General features: G+C 64.5%; 8 protein-coding genes and 1 pseudogene. 3 read left to right on the forward strand and 6 right to left on the reverse strand.

The features are described 5' to 3' along the window. Positions 1-182 precede the first annotated feature (182 nt). The 6 genes and pseudogenes from IF690_RS19555 to IF690_RS19580 form a co-directional block, all read right to left on the reverse strand. Positions 183-491, reverse strand: a pseudogene (locus IF690_RS19555) (ShlB/FhaC/HecB family hemolysin secretion/activation protein); the annotation flags it as partial. Between the two features lie 361 nt (positions 492-852). Continuing rightward, the gene (locus IF690_RS19560; protein WP_502710149.1) at positions 853-7,524 is read right to left on the reverse strand and encodes an SPM autocatalytic domain-containing protein; all 6,672 of its coding nucleotides are present in this window, start codon (positions 7,522-7,524) and stop codon (positions 853-855) included. Positions 7,525-7,535: 11 nt separating this feature from the next. Next, positions 7,536-8,096, reverse strand: coding sequence for a hypothetical protein (locus tag IF690_RS19565; RefSeq protein ID WP_252189499.1), 561 nt, complete (start codon positions 8,094-8,096; stop codon positions 7,536-7,538). A 126-nt stretch (positions 8,097-8,222) separates the two neighbouring features. Then, positions 8,223-9,638 (reverse strand): HlyD family type I secretion periplasmic adaptor subunit, encoded by a 1,416-nt coding sequence (locus IF690_RS19570; RefSeq protein WP_023964209.1) that lies wholly within the window; start codon positions 9,636-9,638, stop codon positions 8,223-8,225. Between the two features lie 93 nt (positions 9,639-9,731). Further along, positions 9,732-11,870 (reverse strand): type I secretion system permease/ATPase, encoded by a 2,139-nt coding sequence (locus tag IF690_RS19575; protein ID WP_202697003.1) that lies wholly within the window; start codon positions 11,868-11,870, stop codon positions 9,732-9,734. Positions 11,871-12,001: 131 nt separating this feature from the next. Continuing rightward, positions 12,002-13,414, reverse strand: coding sequence for a TolC family outer membrane protein (locus IF690_RS19580; protein ID WP_202697004.1), 1,413 nt, complete (start codon positions 13,412-13,414; stop codon positions 12,002-12,004). 347 nt (positions 13,415-13,761) lie between these two features. Here IF690_RS19580 and IF690_RS19585 point away from each other — a divergent pair, with 347 nt between their 5' ends. The 3 genes from IF690_RS19585 to IF690_RS19595 are packed head-to-tail and all read left to right on the forward strand — an operon-like array spanning position 13,762 to position 17,818. After that, a complete protein-coding gene (locus tag IF690_RS19585) occupies positions 13,762-14,235 on the forward strand; it encodes a (2Fe-2S)-binding protein (RefSeq protein ID WP_202697005.1) in 474 nt (157 codons plus the stop codon). Beyond that, complete coding sequence (locus tag IF690_RS19590; RefSeq protein WP_202697006.1) at positions 14,232-16,526, forward strand: xanthine dehydrogenase family protein molybdopterin-binding subunit; 2,295 nt, start codon at positions 14,232-14,234, stop codon at positions 16,524-16,526. The genes IF690_RS19585 and IF690_RS19590 overlap by 4 nt, the downstream gene beginning before the upstream one ends. Beyond that, positions 16,523-17,818 (forward strand): cytochrome c, encoded by a 1,296-nt coding sequence (locus IF690_RS19595; RefSeq protein WP_202697007.1) that lies wholly within the window; start codon positions 16,523-16,525, stop codon positions 17,816-17,818. The genes IF690_RS19590 and IF690_RS19595 overlap by 4 nt, the downstream gene beginning before the upstream one ends. Positions 17,819-18,063 lie beyond the last annotated feature (245 nt).

An 18,063-nucleotide genomic window follows, 5' to 3' on the forward strand; every position in this document is an offset into this window, starting at 1 on the left:
GAGTACCGCTCGGGCCTATGGGTCAACGCCTGCGGCGCAAGAGAGCATCATCCAGACAGTCCCGACCCTGGAGTCGGAAAGGATGTTATGGGTCGTTTTTTGGAAAGTCTGTGGGAGCTTTCCCAAGACTCCGAGGTTAATTCTGCTTGTATAAGGGTTTTCGGGTAGTTCCTTGCAAGGGGCGGGCTGTCCCGGTCGAAGGGGGTGCCCCACTGCTGCTCGCCGGTGCTGCGCTGGCCGTCGTTGCTGCGCGACAGCCCGGCCCGCCAGAGCTTCTGCACGGTGTTCTTGACCAGCACCTTGCTGCCACCGACCTCCTTGCCGGGAGCCAGCTCCATTTGCGCCTGGTTCGACGGCAGGCGGTTGAGCTGGCCGGGAAAGGCCATGGCCAGCTCACGCGCGGACAGCTGGCTGTCGGCGGCGCCTTTCAAGCCTTCGAGCCGGCCCTCGACCACCAGTACCTTCAAGTGGCCAGCGGACAGGTCCTGCTCACCCGGTGTCGGAGTGGCAAGCGAAATAGCAGGGAGGATAGCGAGCAACAACAGCCCGACTTTGAGCACAGACAATTCTCAGCTTCCTTGAGATAGCACTTTGACATCACCCGGAATGCCGCGATACTAAATGGCCACTATCCTGGCGTCAATAAAGCTGTGTCCAGCTGTGCCTGACATGAAATGTTCGGGCAGGTCCTGCCACCCATGTCGGCTGAGCAACGGGGATATCGGGAAACCCGACGCAGTCCGATGGGCAATTGGAGGAATCCGGAGGGATAAAAAAGTGCCGCTCCCGAACGAGAGCGGCACAAGCCCGCGATAAGCATCGCGGGCCCTGTTACCGATCAAGCTTGCGCGGTCATGTCCAGTTGGCCGCCAGCACAGGTTGCAAGGCCTGCTGCTCGGCAGCGCCGAAGGTCATGGTCGCCGGTGCTGCCGGCGCAAACGCCGCCATGGCCTGGACCAGGTTTTCCACATCGCTGCCCAGCAACCGGTGACGGTCGCCGGCCATGATGTCCCGTGGACGCTCCGGGGTTGCGGCATACCAGTTATGCAGCGTGACCTCCTGCTGGCTGCCGATCACCGAGATCTGCAGGTCCGCCCCTTCATGCTGGAACCACAGGCGCTCGGGGCTGATGTCCTGACCGAACACCAACTGGCCCATGCTCCCGCTGAACTCGAGGTCGTTGACCCCGTGCCCGACTTCCACGGTGGGCATGCTGCCGCTGACCAGCACCTTGTTGTTGCCATCGCCCAGCTTCACCGTGGCGAAGGAGCCGCTGTCGGTGATGCTGTTGTTGCCATGGCCGACCGTGAGCTTGTTGATGTCGCCGGCAATCACGTTGTTGCCGTTGCCCAGGGTGATCTCGGCCCGGCGGCCCGTCACGTTGACCTTGTTGTCACCGTTGCCGGCCAACAGCTTGGCGCCTGTGGCCTCGACGTTGATGGTCTTGCTCTCGTCGCCCAGGGTGACATTGGCGAAGAAACCCTTGACCGTCATGGTGTTGGGATCGCTGGCCACGGGCGCGGGATCGACCGTCGGCAACGGGCTCAGCGTGAGCGGGTCGCGTGACGAGCTCGTTACTGGGTCCACGGTGGTCGGTGTCGGGCGCGTACGGATTCTGTCGCGGATCGATGCGAACGAGAAATCATCGGTGTCGGTCACCGCTGGCAGCGGATCGTCGAACTTCAGCCGTGGATCCGACGCTACAGGGAGATCCGGCACAGTGACCCGCGGACGACTCGGGATATCCAGGTCGCGGTGCGCGATATCGACCATCGGGATATCGGGAATCACGATCGGCCTTGGGCTCGGTACGTCCACCGGGGTACGTCCCACTTCACGCCCGACCGGCCCGATATCCGGCACCTTCGAAGGCTCCAGCGAACCGATGCCGCGCTCGGCGAGAATCTGCTCGAGGGTCTTATGCTCGGGAAGCGTCGGCCCCTGGTTGCCGCCACGTTCGGCCAGGATCTGGTCGACGGTCTTGTGTTCCGGCACTTTCGGATTCAGGTCGACGCCGCGTTCGGCGAGGATCTGATCGATCGTCTTGTGTTCCGGCAGGGTGATGTCCGGAATCGTGACCGTAGGTCGCAACACCGGGTCGACCACTGGAACGCTGACAGTCGGGTGCAGATCAACCGACGGCAGCGGCGGCACCGTAGGCTGGTCCACGCCAGGACGCTCGACAATCGGGGCCAGCGTACCCGGCACAGTCACCGTCGGCTGCTCGGTCACCACAGGCACCGGGCCAACGGTCGGCACCACCTGCGGCGCATGCTCGGCGAAGATGAAGTCCGAAGCGCTGACCTGCGCCACATCCAGCGCATCCAGATACACCAGGTTGACGTTCGAGTCGGCGCCCTGGGCGCCGTTACGCGTCACGTACACCCCATGAATCTGCGTCAGGCCGTTGAGGGTGGCGCGATTCTTGTGCTCGATGGTCAGCTGGCTGAAATCGGTCACTCCGGTCTGGCGCAGGTCGATCTTGTCGATCCCGTGGCGGAAGCCGCGCAGGGCGTTGTTGTAGTCCTTGACGCCCGACTGGGCCGCCACCACGAACACATCCGAGGTCGCGCTGTCATGGCTGTAGATCGTACCGCTCAACGAAGCCACCATCTTGCCCTGGGCGTCGCTGCTGTACATCACGCCCTTGCCGCCACCGTTGAGCAACACGGTGCCCAGGCCTTCCTGCGGCTGGACCGCCGAGGCGTCGCTGTTGACGTAGGCCGTCGGGGCGACAAAGGTGTCCTGGAACTTGAAGTTCGCCGCGCCGATCCCGGCCAGCAGCTGGTTCTTCAGGACGATGCTCTGCCCCTTGGCCAGGTCGATCTTGACGTCCACGCCTTGCTGGCTGAGCACCAGGTCGCTGAACTTCTTCCCGGCAAAGCCCACCAGGTCGATGATCTCGCCCCGGGCAGCCTCGAAGTTGCTGATGACATCGCTGCCACCCTCCCGGCGATGGACCACGAAGAAGTCCTTGCCCGCCCCGCCCGTCAGGCTGTTGTTGCCACGCCCGCCGTCGAGCAAGGCATCGGCCTTGCCGGCGACCAGCACATCGTTGCCGTCGCCGGTGACGATGTTCTGAATGCTGCCCGGGTTCTTCACCGTCAACGCCGCGCCGCCAATGCTGGCGATACCAGTCAACAGGTTGACCGAGCTATCCCCGGAAACGGCCGCCGCGTTGAGGGTATTGCGCCCGCCCGCGACACCATTGACCGCATCGTCCAGGACTGCGCGGTTGGCATGCCCGACCACCGACTTGAGGTATTCGTCGGTGTAGAAATAGGTGTCGTCCGGGGTGCTCTTGCTGCCGTACAAACGCAGCGACCAGGCATTGAGCGTGACCGGCTGGCCGGAAGCCGCATCGCTCACCTGCAAGGTCCAGTTGCCCGCCGAGCGCTCGCCGAAGTCATGGGTGGTCATGAAGGTGTACTTGAACGACCCCGACTGCGTGCTACCGACATCGCTGGCACTCGCGCCGGTCATGCCGTCCGGCACCTTGCCCTGGCGGTTGAGCAGAATGCTCTGGGTGCCGTCGGGCGAGATCAGCTTGAGCGTCAGGTCGCCAAGGCGGCCCACCTGGGCGTCGAAGTCGATCTCGACGTGTTCGACATTGAGGCCGGCATTCATCGCAATGGACGAAGTCAGCGTGCCCCCCGCCGCCAGGCTCTTGCCGAGTGCGCCGCTGGAGGCGCTGTAGACATACTCGTTGGCCCCGGTGCTCTGGGTCATCCAGGCTTCGGCCAGGCGTACCGCGGCCCGCGCGTCGACTTCGCCGAAGCCGTAGTCGTTGCTGGTGTGCATGCCGCCACCGTTCCAGCCGTGGGCGCCGTTGTCGCTCCACTGGGTGGACGGGTCGTTGATCTGGCGCGCGGACAGCGCGAGGATCTGCTGCACATCACGATAGCCCAGGTTCGGGTTGGCCTCGAGCATCAGCGCCACGATGCCGGAGACGATTGGCGCGGCGAAGCTGGTGCCCTGCATGCTGGTGTAGTCGTTGCCGAAGGTCGAGCCACGATCGGTTTCCAGCATATGGCTGGTGGACACCACGTTGCTGCCCGGCGCCGACACCAGCAGGCTGGCCCCCGGGTTGGAGAACGGCGAGGAGCCGATCTGCAGGGTCGACAAGTCGCCCTGGGCATTGATCGCGCCGACTTCCACCGAGAAGCGGTTGTTGTTGGTCAAGGAGCCCTGGGCATTGCCGCCGGTTGCGCGGCTGTTGCCGCCGGCCGCGACAATGATCGTACCCAGGCCACCGCGACCGTTACTCGCGGCGTACTGGGCATTCATGCTCAGCGCCGTGGCGGTGTTGACGAAGCCGTCCTGGAAACTGCTGAGGGCAAAGTCGTTGGTGAAGCCCCAGCTGTTGTTGGCGATGTCGAAGCTGACCATGTGCCCCAGCCCGGCGAGGTCGGCGCCGCTGTTGGCCAGGTAGTAGCCGCCCAGCGTCGCGCCGTAGGCCACCCCTACCCCGCCCGTGCCATTCTTGGCGGCGACCATCACCCCCGCCACCATGGTGGCGTGGTTGGACACCAGGCCCGGCAAGCTGCCGTTGCTCTGTTGGGTCTGCAGCCAGGCCTTATCGACGTTGGCGGCAAGGTCCGGGTGGGCGATGTCGAAGATCTCGGGCGCGGTAGCGAACTGGCCGCCCGGCTCGAACTGGCCGATACGCACGCCCTTGCCGGTGTAGTCCTGCCAGACCGGCAGCACATTGGTGTCGCTCAGGTACCACTCCTGGGCCGCCAATGGGTCCAGCGGCACTTCCGGGGTCAGCAAGGTCACCCCGGCACGCATCGGCGCGGTCTGCCCGCTGCTCAGGTCGACCACCGAAGCCGACAGGTTGCCGGCGGCATCGACCACGCCGTACTTGAAGCTGAGCAGGCCGGTGTAGCGCGCATCCGGGGTAAAGAGCACGTCGCCCTGGGCCGTGAGGCTGACGGTGCCGCCGACCGCGTCGCCGACGTTGGCGATGCGCAGCGCGCCCTGGCTGTTGAGGTGTTGATCGTTGGCCAGCAGGCTCTGCGCGGAAATCAGGTGGGCCTGGGTCCGGTTGAAGGCCTTGCCGTCCTTGTCGAGGGTCAGCACGTCGGCCACCGGCATGGCGTTGGGGGTCTGCAGATCGACCGCCGAGATATCCGAGAAATTCAGCTTCTGGATATTCTTCAGGGTCACCGTGCCGTCGCGCCCGGCCACCTTGTCGGCCACTTCATAGCCGCTGGCAGTGCGGGTGATGCGGTAATCGCCATGGTTGCCATGCAGCGTCACCAGGTTGATCCCGCCGTCGCCGTCGATGGTCGCGTTGCCATGGCCGACTTCGATCACGTCATTGCCGGCACCGCCGAAAATCCGGTCGGCACCGCCACCGGCGTGAATGATGCTGCCGCCTTCGGCGGCGTAAATCACGTCGCCCTGGGGCCCGGCGTAGATCACCGCCTTGCCGCTGCCGCCGATGATGGTGTTGTGGCCGCTGCCGCCGACCAGCACGTCGCTGCCCGCCCCACCCACCAGGGTCGAATTGCCGGAGCCGCCCTTGATGAAGGCGCTGCCGGTGCCGCCGCTGATCAGGGTGTCGTCGCCACTGCCGCCCTGGGCAATGGTCAGGCCGGCCTGGGCCATGTTCAGCACCACGCCTTTGTCGCCAACGATGATCGCCGTGTCGTGGCCGCCATTGCCGTGGATGTTTTTAGTGTCGTCCGAGGCGCTGATCACAAAGACGTCGTCGCCCTTGCCGCCGACATAGGTGTTGCTGCCACCGCCACCCACCAGCCAACCACCGGCCGGCGCAGCAATCAGCGTGTCGTTGCCGTTGCCGCCGTACAGGTTGCCCACGCCCAGCTGCGCCGCATCCAGGGTTTCACCGGTGGTGCTCTGGCTGGCATAGGCGGTGGTGGTGATGCCATTGGTGGTCGAGGTCACCTTGGTACCCGCGCCCTGGGCAGTCAGGGTGTTGCTGACCGGGTCACCGAGGAAATCCACCGCCAGCGCTTCCTGGCTCTTGCCATTGATAGTGAACGAACCGGTGGCGAGCACCCGGTTGCCGTCACGCACTTCGGTTTGAGTGGACGTCGCCGCCCGCACGTTGATCTGGGTGATGCCCAGCTCGGCCAGGGTCTTGAGTTCGCCGGCATCGACTTTCGCGTCATGGGTGCCGTCGACCCAGACCCGTAGCTTGCTCCAGATCGGGTCGCGCTGGTCGATCACACCATCCTTGTTGCCATCCTCGCTGGCCAGGGCGGCGAAACCGTCCTTGAATTTCGTCTCGCCCGCCGCGCCGTTCACCCCGGCCTTGCCGCCGTAGTATTCGGAGAACATCTGGCTGACGTCCTTGATCTGGCCGCTGCCATCGTCGATCACCAGCATACCGGTGCTGCGATCCGCCCAGCCGCTGCGCTTGAGCGTGCCACTGTGGTCGGTGTCGAACAGCACGCCGTCACGGATGTCGGTCATGTGCACGCCGTTGCCGGTCAGGTCCAGCAACAACGGGTCAACGTAGGTGTTGAAGGTGGTCATGGCCGACAGGCCGTTCAGCGTTACCGCATTACGCAGGCTGAAGTCCGGCTTGTTCGGGCTGGACGGCTGGTAGAACTGGGTCAGGTAGGTGTTGGGACGCGCATTGGGGTCGAGCTGCATTTCGCCCGGGCGAATGCCACCCGAGGCCAGGCTGGCCATCTGGGTCGAGGTAAAATCGGTTTTGTTGAGAATGCCGCCGACGGCAAAAATGCTGTTGGTCGCCGAGTTCTGAATGAAGCCGTTGGCGACGTCCTGCTGGGCTTTGCTTTCGCCCTGGATGTGTTGTTGAGGCTGGGGGGATGGGTTGATCGTGATATTGATCAGATCCTTTTCCGGCGTTGCCCCTGTGCCACCTTCGTACAGCCGGTAGCGGTTATCCGCCATAAAGCTGTTGAGTTCACGCCAGAGCTTCCAGGTTGGGCTGGCATCGAGCACCGAATCCCTGTTGATCACCCGCTCCAGGCCGGCCATGTTGGACACCATGGAGCTCATGATATTCAGCGCGGTTTCGGTTTTGGTCTGGCCCGAAACCTCGATGAAGTCGCGGCCCATGCCAAAAGGTGGCGGCAGCATATCGGCAATTGCACCGGGCCATTGCCAGGCTTCCAGCTTCAGCTCCTTGACCATGCCTTTGGTTTCAAGAACCGTGACGATGTTGGCCGAGGTCACACCACCGCCTTTCAGCACATTGCTGATGGTGTCGATGGCAAGCTTGTCGGAGACAACCTGGAAGGCGTCATCACTGAGTGGGCGCCCGGTTTTTGCCACCGAGTACTGGATCGACCCGCGAACCAGGTCGGTCAGAAAGTTGCTGCGATCATTCGAGTTGATGGCCTTGGCCGTCGTCAACCATGTCGCCACCGCCTGCAGGTCGGCCATGTCCTCGGGCCTGTTGCCTTTGGCAATCTCTGCCGCGACCACATCGCGCATATAGCCATAGGCCCCCGGATAATCTTTCTTATCCGAAAGACGCTGCAATTCTTGTAACTGAGCTTCATTAAAGGTTACCAGTGCCACGCTCTATTTCCTTATTTCACTATTACCTTACCGAGGGCATCGAGAACAAAATCGTCCACGGCCCTTACATCCGTAAGTTCCTTTGGGTATTGGTAGAAAACCCATAATCCGCTGCCATACAGGCGGTTCGCCCGGACCGTCGCCAGGTAGTCCGAGACATACACCGAGACACCGTCTTTCCCTGTGAACTTGCGCTCCTGAAAACCACCGACCTCATAACGCTCGACCCCGTCCGCCTGCGCCACGGGATGCTTCCCGCGCAGGTGCCTGTCGGCGTCGAAGCCTTCCATGGAAATGCGTTCGATAAACAAGGCTATCGGGTAACGGCTGCCCTTGGCGTCGTCGCTGAGCACCTCTGCCGTTGGATACTCGAGGGTGAATTCAATGCCGCTGCTGCCGTCATAACGCACCAGGCGACAGGCCTGCGGGCTCATGGCAAATCGAAAGGCAGGCAGGTCCTGCTTGATGGGTGAAAACTCACACCCGGTAAAAACACTGCCATCCCCGGTTGAATGAAGTTTCATATAGGGACTGTCTGGCGTGGTGGGCAGCAAGTAGTACACAAGCAGCACGAGTGCCGCTCCCGCCCCAAGCCAATACAGGCTTCGGCTTACAGATCTGGCCATACCGGTCATTCCCCCCACGTTGAAAGAATCATTGATGCCTGGCGATACGCTGGGAACTTCACTTCAACAGCCCTAGCGCTCCCGCAAACTCTCATCCACATGCTGTTGCAACGGGCTCAGGAAGTAGTCGATCACCCGGCGCTGGTCGGTCTTCACTTCCGCGGTGATCGACATGCCCGGCGACAACGCCACGCGTTGGCCGTTGACCATCAGGTGGTCGGACTTCAGGCGAATGCGGCTGCTGTAGATCAGCCCGCGTTTTTCATCTTCGATGGCGTCGTTCGAGACGCTGAGCACTTCGCCGTCGACGGTGCCGTATTGGGTGAAGGTGAAGGTTTCCACCTTGACCGTGACCGGCTGGCCGGCGCGGACGAAGCCCACGTCCTTGTTTTCCAGCATCGCTTCCACTTCGACTGGTTGGTCGGCGGGGACTATGACCATCAGCGGCTGGGCCGGGGTGACCACGCCGCCAACGGTGTGGATCGCCAGTTGCTGGACGGTGCCGTCCACCGGGGCCTTGAGGCTGGTCAGGGTTTCCTGGTAACGAGCCTTGGCCAATTCCTGGACCAGGCTCGCGGCTTTCTGGTTGGCTTCCTGTTGCAGGTCGAGCATGGCCCGGCGGTTCTGCGCGACCACGCCTTCGCGCCGGCGCCGCGCCTCAGCCTGGGCGGCGGTGGACTGCAAGACACTGGCCTGCTGCACGCTCAACTGGCGCAGCAGGTCGAGGCGCGCCTGTTCCTTTTCCAGGTACTCGTGGCGCGCCACGTACTGTTGCTCCAGCAGCCGCCGGTAGTCCTCGGCCAATTGCGTGGCGATCGGCACGGTTTGCCCCAGGCTGGCCACCTGGGCCTGGGCCGACTGGATTTCGGCGCTGCGCTGGAGGATTTCCGCGTCCACCAGCTCCAGGTTGCTGCGGTACTCCTGATACTGCCCCTGCAACCAGCGCTGGGCGCCGAGCACCTGCTCCGGGTTGGCATTGGCAATCGCGCCGATCAATGACGCCGGCGGCTGTTGCTGGTTGATCGCATCGAGCATCGCCGCGCCACGGGCGCTGTCGACCCGGGCCGCCAGCAGCTCGTTCTGAATCCGCCTGACGTCGGCATCCGCCGCCGTCGGGTCGAGTTCCACCAGCAGCTCGCCGACTTTCACCGCCTGGCCGTCGCTGACATGGATCGCCCTGACCACCGCGGTTTCGCTGGATTGAATCAGCTTGGTCTTGCCATTGGGCACGATCTTGCCCGGCGCCACCGCCACCACTTCGATCTTGCCGAGACAGGCCCACAGCAAGGCCAGCACGGCAAAACCGAGGATGCTCCAGACAAAAATCCGCGGCGCCGGGTGTACCGGGGTGTCCTGCAACTCCAGGGCGGCGGGCAGGAACTGCGCCTCATGGGGCAGGCGCTGCACGCTGTCCATGCTTTTGCGCTGGCGCCAGGCGTGTTGCCAGGCGTCGCGGTAGCGCTGCAATAACGAAGGAGTGGCGCTCATGGGCAATCGGTCCTTGAATCCGGATGGCATCCAGCCCCGCCCCCCTGCGGCGGGGGCGGCGGCCGAACAAATAACCTGTGAATCGGGCGGCGCTCAGCCCTGCTGCATACGGTGCAGGCGCGAATAGTGGCCGGCCTGGTGCGCCAGCAGTTCGGCATGGTTGCCCTGCTCGACGATCTGCCCGCGGTCGACCACCAGGATGCGATTGGCATCGCGTACCGCCGACAAGCGGTGAGCGATGATGATCACCGTGCGCCCGGCGCAGATGCTTTGCATGTTCTGCTGGATGATCCGTTCGGACTCGTAGTCCAGCGCACTGGTGGCCTCGTCGAAAATCAGGATCCGCGGGTTGCCGATCAGGGCCCGGGCGATGGCGATGCGTTGCCGCTGGCCGCCGGACAGCGAGGTGCCATGCTCCCCGACCAGGGTGTCGTAGCCTTCGGGCAGCTCCAGGATGAATTCGTGGGCCCCGGCCATGCTGGCGGCATGCATCACCGTTTCCAGCGGCGCGCCCGGATCGCTCAGGGCGATGTTTTCCCGGATGCTGCGGTTGAACAGCATGTTGTCCTGCAACACCACGCCGATCTGCCGGCGCAGGGAGGAAACGTCCGCCAGCGCCAGGTCCATGCCGTCCACCAGCACCCGCCCACGCTCGGGCACGTACAGGCGCTGGAGCAGGCGGGTCAGCGTGCTTTTACCCGAGCCGGAACGCCCCACCACGCCAATCACTTCGCCGGCGGCGATCTGCAGGTTGATCCCACGCAGGATCTCCGAGCCGTCGGCGCGATAACGGAAATGCACCTGGTCGAATTCGATCTGCCCCCTGAGGGGCGGCAAGGCGCTGCGGGTGGCCTGGGACAGCTCGGTGCGGGTGTTGAGGATATCGCCCAGGCGCTGCACGGAAACGCCGGTCTGCTGGAAGCTGGTCCACAACTGCGCCAGGCGCATGATCGGGCCGCTGACCCGGCCGGCCAGCATGTTGAAGGCGATCAGTTCGCCCACCGAAAGCTGCCCGTCGATCACCAGCCGCGCGCCCAGCCAGAGGGTCGCCACCGTGACCAGCTTGCCGATCAGCGACACGCTCTCGTTGGCGATGGTGGACAAGGTCTGGGTCTTGAACCCGGCCGCCACATAAGCCGCCATCTGGTTGTCCCACTTGCGGATCGCCTGGGGCTCGACGGCCATGGATTTCACCGTGTCGATGCCGTTCACCGTCTCCACCAGGAACGCCTGGTTCTCCGCGCCGCGGGTGAAACTGTCCTGCAAGCGGGCGCGCAGCAGCGGGGTGACAAACAGCGAGACCAGCACGTACAGGGGCAGCGACAACAGCACCACCAGGGTCAGCCAGCCGCTGTAGTAGAACATCACCAGAATGAACACCAGCGAGAACAGCACATCCAGCAACAAGGTAATGGCGTTGCCGGTCAGGAAGCTGCGGATGTTCTCCAGTTCGCGCACCCTGGCCACCGAATCGCCGACCCGGCGCGCCTGGAAATACGCCAGCGGCAGGTTGATCAGATGACGGAACAAGCGCGAGCCCAGCTCCACATCGATCCGGCTGGCGGTATGGGCGAACACGTAACTGCGCAAACCGCTCAAGGCCGATTCGAACAGCATGATGCCCAGCAACCCTGCGGCGATGACATCCAGGGTGGTCAGCCCGTGGTGCACCAGCACCTTGTCCATCACCACCTGGAAAAACAGCGGCGTCACCAGGGCAAACAGCTGCAGGGCAAAGGACACCAGCAACACTTCACCGAGCAACTTGCGGTATTTGACAATGGCGGGAATGAACCAGGTGAAGTCGAACCGCGAGGTTTCCCCCGGCAACCCGGCTTCGGAGCGCAGCAGCACCAGCTCGCTGGTCCAGCGCGCGGCCAGGGCCTCGAAGGGAATGACTTCAGGCCGGTCCGAACGCGGGTCCTGGATCAGCGCCTGGCCTTGGTCGAGCTTGGCAATGATGAAGAATGTGCCGTCGCCATCGGCCGCGATTGCCGGCAATGGCGTGCGCTCCAGGCGGGAGATAGAAGTGTTGACCGACTTGGCCTTGAGCCCCAGCTTGCGGGCGGCAAGCAGCAGTTCGCGCTGGGTGAACGGCTGCTTCTCTGGAGCGAATTCGTGGGCCAGTTGCTCGGCGGATGCCGCCACCGAATGAAACCGGGCCAGCATCACCAGACAGACCAGGCCAGTGTCTGGTGTGGGCGACTCGGCGCCCCTTCCTTGTTCGCTCATAAGCTTCCATGCATGCCGCATTGCGGCCGTAAAGTCCTAATATTTCAAGATGTTACATCAAACATGAAGCAATTAGTATCAATACGACATCATCGATTGAGATTTATTTCACTCGATTGTATGAATCCCCGTCAGAGCGCCTTGCGCTCCTGCGGTGGCAGGAAATCCCGGTCGGCGTCGTAGTCTTTCGTCAGGTACATCGCCAGGTCGCTCAGGTCTTTCGGGCTCAGGGTTCCCGCCGCCTGCTTGAGCTTGAGGGTGTCGATGATGTAGTCGTAGCGCGCGTTGTTGTACTCACGCACCGCGCTGTACAGCTGGCGCTGGGCATTGAGCACATCCGCGGTGTTACGCGAGCCCAGGTCGCGCCCGACCTGGTTGGCCTTGACCGAAGCCTGGCCGGAACGGATCGTCTGCCGACGGGCGATGACCTGCTCGATATCGGAGTTCACCGCGCGGTAGAAATTGCGCGTGTTCTGCACCACTTCACGGCGGCGGTCCTCGCGTTCGTCTTCACTCTGGGCCAGCCGCTTGGTCGCCTCGCGCACCTGGGAACGGGTCATGCCGCCGGAGTACAGCGGAATATTCAGTTCCAGGCCGATGCTGTTTTGCGTGACATTGCCTCGATAGCCATCCCGTCCGAAGTCGGTGGGGTTGCTGTAGCCGAAGCTGTCGTTTTCACCTTTGCGCCAGGACGCCACCGCATCGACGGTCGGCGCATAACCAGCCTTGCGCTGGCGATGGGTTTGTTCGGCGGCAATCACCGCGTAGCGGCTGGCCTGCAACGCCAGGTTCTGGCGCACCGCGCGGCTGACCCATTCGTTGGCATCGTTGGGCACCGGCAGCTCCACCGGCAACTGATGTTGAATGCCCTCGATCGTCGAGTAATCCTGCTGGGTCAAGCGAGACAAGGCCTCAAAGGCATCGTCGACCTTGCGCTCGGCGAGTTTGCGATTGGCACCGGCATTGTCATGCGCGGCCTGGGCGTCGAGCACATCGGTGATGCTCGAGGCGCCATTCTCCAGGCGGGCCCGGGCCTGTTGCTGCTGACGCTTGAGCGCCGCTTCCTCGGCCTTGGAGGCGGCGAGCAAGTCCAGGGCACGCAAGGTTTCGAAATAGGCCTGGGCCGTGGTCAGCACTAGCCCCTGCTCCTTCGCGCCCAATTCAAGTTCGGCCTGGGCGGTGCTGGCGTGGGCGGCTTCCAGTTGAAACCAGCGATCGGCACGGAACAGCGGCTGGTTGAGATTGGCCTGGAACACCGTGGTACTGCGGGTTCGGGTCAGGCCCGGCTCGTCCCGTTCCAGACGCACCGATTCCACGGTGCTGCCGGCATTGAGCGTGGGCAGTAACCCGGCCCGGGCCTGGGGGATGCTTTCGCGCTGGGCCTGGTACTCGTGGCGCGCCGCGGAGAGCTGGGCGTCATGCTCGACGGCCTGGCGGTAAACCTGCAGGAGTTCGGCGCGCTGGGCACCTGGATCGGCGAAAGCCGGGACCGTCACCATTGCCAGGATGAGCAACGGCGAGAAAAAACGGGGGGAGTGGGTCATAACAATCCATGTCGCATTCGGGTAAAACGGTTCAGCCAGGCTGATCAGGGCGCGCATCCTACGCCGTGGCCAAGGCTGTCACAAGCGACAATTATGGCTACTAGCCATCACTTCCTCAGAAATCGGCCAAGATAAAACCAAATCACTCCCTGGCTTCGGCCTACAAAAAAACCAGAATCATCTTATTTATCGCCCCACCTCAAACCCCGCATGCTTCGCCCCCGCCAATCTTCCCAGCACCTGAGCGCAACCTTGATGTCCAGTCTCTGACCGGGACTTCACACCTGCCCTGACCGCTGTCGCGTTCTCCACGCGCCATGCCACTCACTCACAGGACCCAAGCTGCCATGACTTTTATCCTCAACGGCCGCCGCCTTTTACTGAATCAACTGCCGCCGGACACTCCCTTGCTGTATGCCCTGCGCAACGACTTTGACCTCAATGGCCCCAAGTACGGCTGCGGCCTGGGCCAATGCGGCGCCTGTACGGTGCTGGTGGACGGCGTTGCCGCCCGCTCCTGCACCCTGCCGCTGTCCAGCGTGCAGGGCAAACAGGTCACCACCCTGGAAGGCCTGGAGCAGGAAGAGCGCCTGCACCCGGTACAGCAAGCCTTCATCGATGAGCAGGCTGTGCAATGCGGCTATTGCAGCAACGGCATGATCATGACCCTGGTGGCGCTGTTCGAGCGCGAGCCCGAAGCCGACGAGCAACGGATCAAGAACGAGCTGGCCTACAACCTCTGCCGCTGCGGCGCGCATTTCGAGATCCTGCAAGCCGCGGCCAGGGCCCGCCAGTTGCTGGCAGAGCGGGGTCGGCCATGAACGACCTGCCGTTGACCCGTCGCCGCCTGCTCCAGGCCGGCGGCCTGGTCATGATCAGCACCCTGCTGCCCAAACCGCTGCGGGCCATGGCCGAACCCCGTACTACGAGCCCATTGCCAGCGGCCCCGACGCCGGACCATGTCGACAGTTTTATCGCCCTGGGCGCCGACGGCCACGTCACCGCGTTCTGCGGTCATGTCGATCTCGGCACCGGGGTGCGCACGGCGCTGGCGCAGCTCGTCGCCGACGAACTGGATGTCGATTTCGAGCAGGTGCGGATGATTCTCGGCGATACCGCCAGGACCCCGGACCAGGGCCCGACCATCGCCAGCGCGACCCTTCAAGTCAGCGCCCTGCCCCTGCGCCAGGCCGCCGCCCAGTTGCGCCAGTGGCTGCTGGAAGGCGCGGCGGAAATCCTCGACCAGCCCCTTGCCGGGTTGCGGGTCGAACGCGGGCAGATCTACGCCAGCGCTCGCCCCGGACGGCGCCTGGGCTACGCCGAACTGGCCCGCGGACAGGACCTGCATCTGCCCCTGGACCCGCGCGTCGAACTCAAGGCTGTCGGTGCCGGCCGTTATGTCGGCCAGTCCACCCCGCGCGTGGACATCCCGGCCAAGGTCAGCGGCCAGTTGACCTATGTCCACGACCTGCGCCTGGACGGCATGCTCCACGGTCGCGTGGTACGCCCGCCCTACCCCGGTGCCGATGCCAGCGCGCCCCTGGGCCATGCGCTGATCGCGGTGGATGCGGCGTCCATCGCGCATTTGCCGGGCATCGTCAAACTGGTGGTGATCGGTGACTTTGTCGGCATCGTCGCCGAACGCGAGGAGCAGGCCATCGACGCCATGCGCCAGCTCAAGGTCCAGTGGAAAACCTGGGACGCGCTGCCCGACCTGCGACCGGATGCGCTGCGCAAAACCCTCCTGGCCCATCCCAAGCAGGACCGCGTGCTGCGCGACGATGCCGGTATCGACAGCCGCCTGGGCACGCTCAATAGCCCGCTCAATGTCGACTATGTCTGGCCCTATCACCTGCATGCCTCCATCGGCCCGTCCTGCGCGGTGGCGATGATCGACGCCGAACGCGCCGAGGTCTGGACCGGCAGCCAGAACCCCCACGACCTGCGCAAGGACATCGCCCTGCTGCTGGGGCGCACACCGCAACAGGTGCAGGTCAATCGCCTGGAAGCCTCGGGCTGTTACGGACGCAACTGTGCCGACGATGTGGCCGCCGACGCCGCCCTGCTCTCCCAGGCGGTCGGGCGGCCGGTACGGGTGCAACTGATGCGCGAGCAGGAGGCCGGCTGGGAACCCAAGGGCACCGCGCAGCTGATGCAGGTCCGCGGTGGCCTGGACGGCAAACGCGACGTGGCCGCCTACGAATTGAAGACCTGCTACCCCTCGAACAACGCCCGGACCCTGGCGCTGCTGCTCACCGGGCGCGTCGCCAACCGCCCCGACATCCAGCAGATGGGCGACCGCACGGCGATCCCGCAATACCGCTTCCCGCAGATGCGCATCGTCTGCCAGGACGCCGCGCCGATCGTCCGCGCCTCGTGGATGCGCGGCGTATCCGCGCTGCCCAATGTCTTCGCCCACGAATCCTGGATCGATGAGCTGGCCTACATCGCCCAGCAGGACCCGATCGCCTTCCGCCTGCGCTACCTGGACGACCCGCGCGCCCTGGCGCTGATCGAAGCGCTGAAAAAGCAGGCCGACTGGCAGGACGGTAGCGCCCACCGCCACCCAGCGCCGCCGTCGCAGGAATGGGTCAAGGGCCGGGGCTTTGCCTATGCCCGGTATTTCCACAGCACGTTCCCCGGCTACGGCGCCGCCTGGGCCGCGTGGGTCTGCGACCTAAGCGTCAACCGGCGCACCGGGCAGATCCGCCTGGACAAGGTCTTCGTCAGCCACGACTGCGGGCGCATGGTCAACCCGGCCGGCGTCCGTCACCAGGTGCACGGCAATATCGTCCAGTCGTGCAGCCGGGTGCTCAAGGAATATGTCAGCTTCGACCGCTGTGGCAGCACCTCCCTGGAATGGGGCGGCTATCCGATCCTGCGCTTCGACGAGTTGCCCGAAGTGGATGTGCAACTGCTCGACCGCCCGGAAGAACCGTCCATGGGCGCCGGCGAGTCGGCCTCGGTACCCAGCGCGGCGGCCATCGCCAATGCGATTTTCGACGCGCTCGGCGTGCGCCTGCGGCACGTGCCCTTCACCCCGGAAAGGCTGTTGCACGCCTTGCAGCAAGCCCCTGACGCCGACCACCCCGGCCAGGAGACTCGCCCATGAGCACACTCAAGACCCTCGCCGGCTGGAGCCTGGCCGCCTTGAGCCTGGCCGTCACCGCGGGCGTGTTCCTCAGTTGGCAGCCGGCGATCGCTCCGCTGGACCATCACGACACCCAGTACTTCAGCCATGCGCAAGTCGCCAAGGGCGAGCAACTCGCGGCCCTGGGCGATTGCGCGGTCTGCCATACCGCGCCGGGCGGCGCGCGCAACGCCGGCGGCCTGGCCATGCGCATCCCGTTCGGCACCCTGTACAGCAGCAACATCACCCCCGATCCGCAAACCGGGATCGGCAACTGGTCCTATCCGGCCTTCGAGCGCGCCATGCGCCATGGCATCGACCGCGGCGGGCGTTACCTGTACCCGGCGTTCCCCTACACCGCCTTCACCAAGACCCGCGACGAGGACCTCAAGGCGCTCTACGCCTACCTGATGAGCCAACCACCGGTCCGCCACCAGCCACCGCAGACCGACCTGCATTTCCCCTTCAACATCCGCCCGGGCATCCGCGCCTGGAACTGGCTCTACCTCAGCCCCGGCGCCATGGCCGACGATCCCGGGCGCAGCGCCCAGTGGAACCGTGGCGCCTACCTGAGCGAGGGGCTGGGACACTGCAGCGCCTGCCACTCGCCCCGCGACCCGCTGTTTGCCGAACGCGGCGGCCGGCGCCACCTGAGCGGCGGCGTTGCCGAAGACTGGAGCGCCCATGCCCTGGTCGGCGGCAAGGCGCCGCTGGCCTGGACCGAACAGGACCTGCTGGATTTCCTGCGCCACGGCTACAGCCCGCGCCATGGCGTCGCCGCCGGCCCCATGGCCCCGGTGATCCACCAAGGCCTGGCGCAACTGCCGGAGGCCGACCTGCAGGCCATCGCCCATTACCTGTCCAGCCTGCAGCCGACCAGCGCCACCCAAGCCAGCGCCGCCACCCTGAACCAGCGGGCCGAGCAACGCACCGAGCCCCTCGCCTCCTCCGGCGCCCGCCTGTTCTCCGGGGCCTGCATGGCCTGCCACGCCCAGGAAAAAGGCCCGACCCTGACTGGCGTGCGCCCCTCCCTGGCCCTCAACAGCAACCTCTACGCCGACAACCCCGACAACGCCATCCGCGTAATCCTCGAAGGCATCGCCCAACCGGCCAGCCCGGAACTGGGCTACATGCCCGCGTTCCGCCACAGCCTCGACGACCGGCAGATCGCCGACCTGCTGAACTTCCTGCGCCAGGACCTGGCGGGCCAGGCGCCCTGGAAACACGTGAAACAACGGGTGGGAGAGATACGCGCGACCCTGCCTCCCGGCTGACCGCTCCCGACCACGAAAAAGCCCCGCATGTGCGTAATACCCCTTGCAGGAGCGAGCTTGCTCGCGATGGTGGTGAACGATACCGCGTCTTTACTTGGATAAACGCGGTGCTCTTGAGTCCATCGCGAGCAAGCTCGCTCCTACACCGGGGCATTACCCGCATGAGCGGGGCTTTTTATCGTTTCTGTTGGGTGCTCAACAAGGTGGAGTGTCACGCCCAAGCTTTCCAAGTTGGCGAATCGGGT

It is taken from the genome of Pseudomonas sp. SK3(2021) (assembly GCF_016772375.1).
GTDB classification, from domain to species: Bacteria; Pseudomonadota; Gammaproteobacteria; order Pseudomonadales; family Pseudomonadaceae; genus Aquipseudomonas; species Aquipseudomonas chlororaphis_I.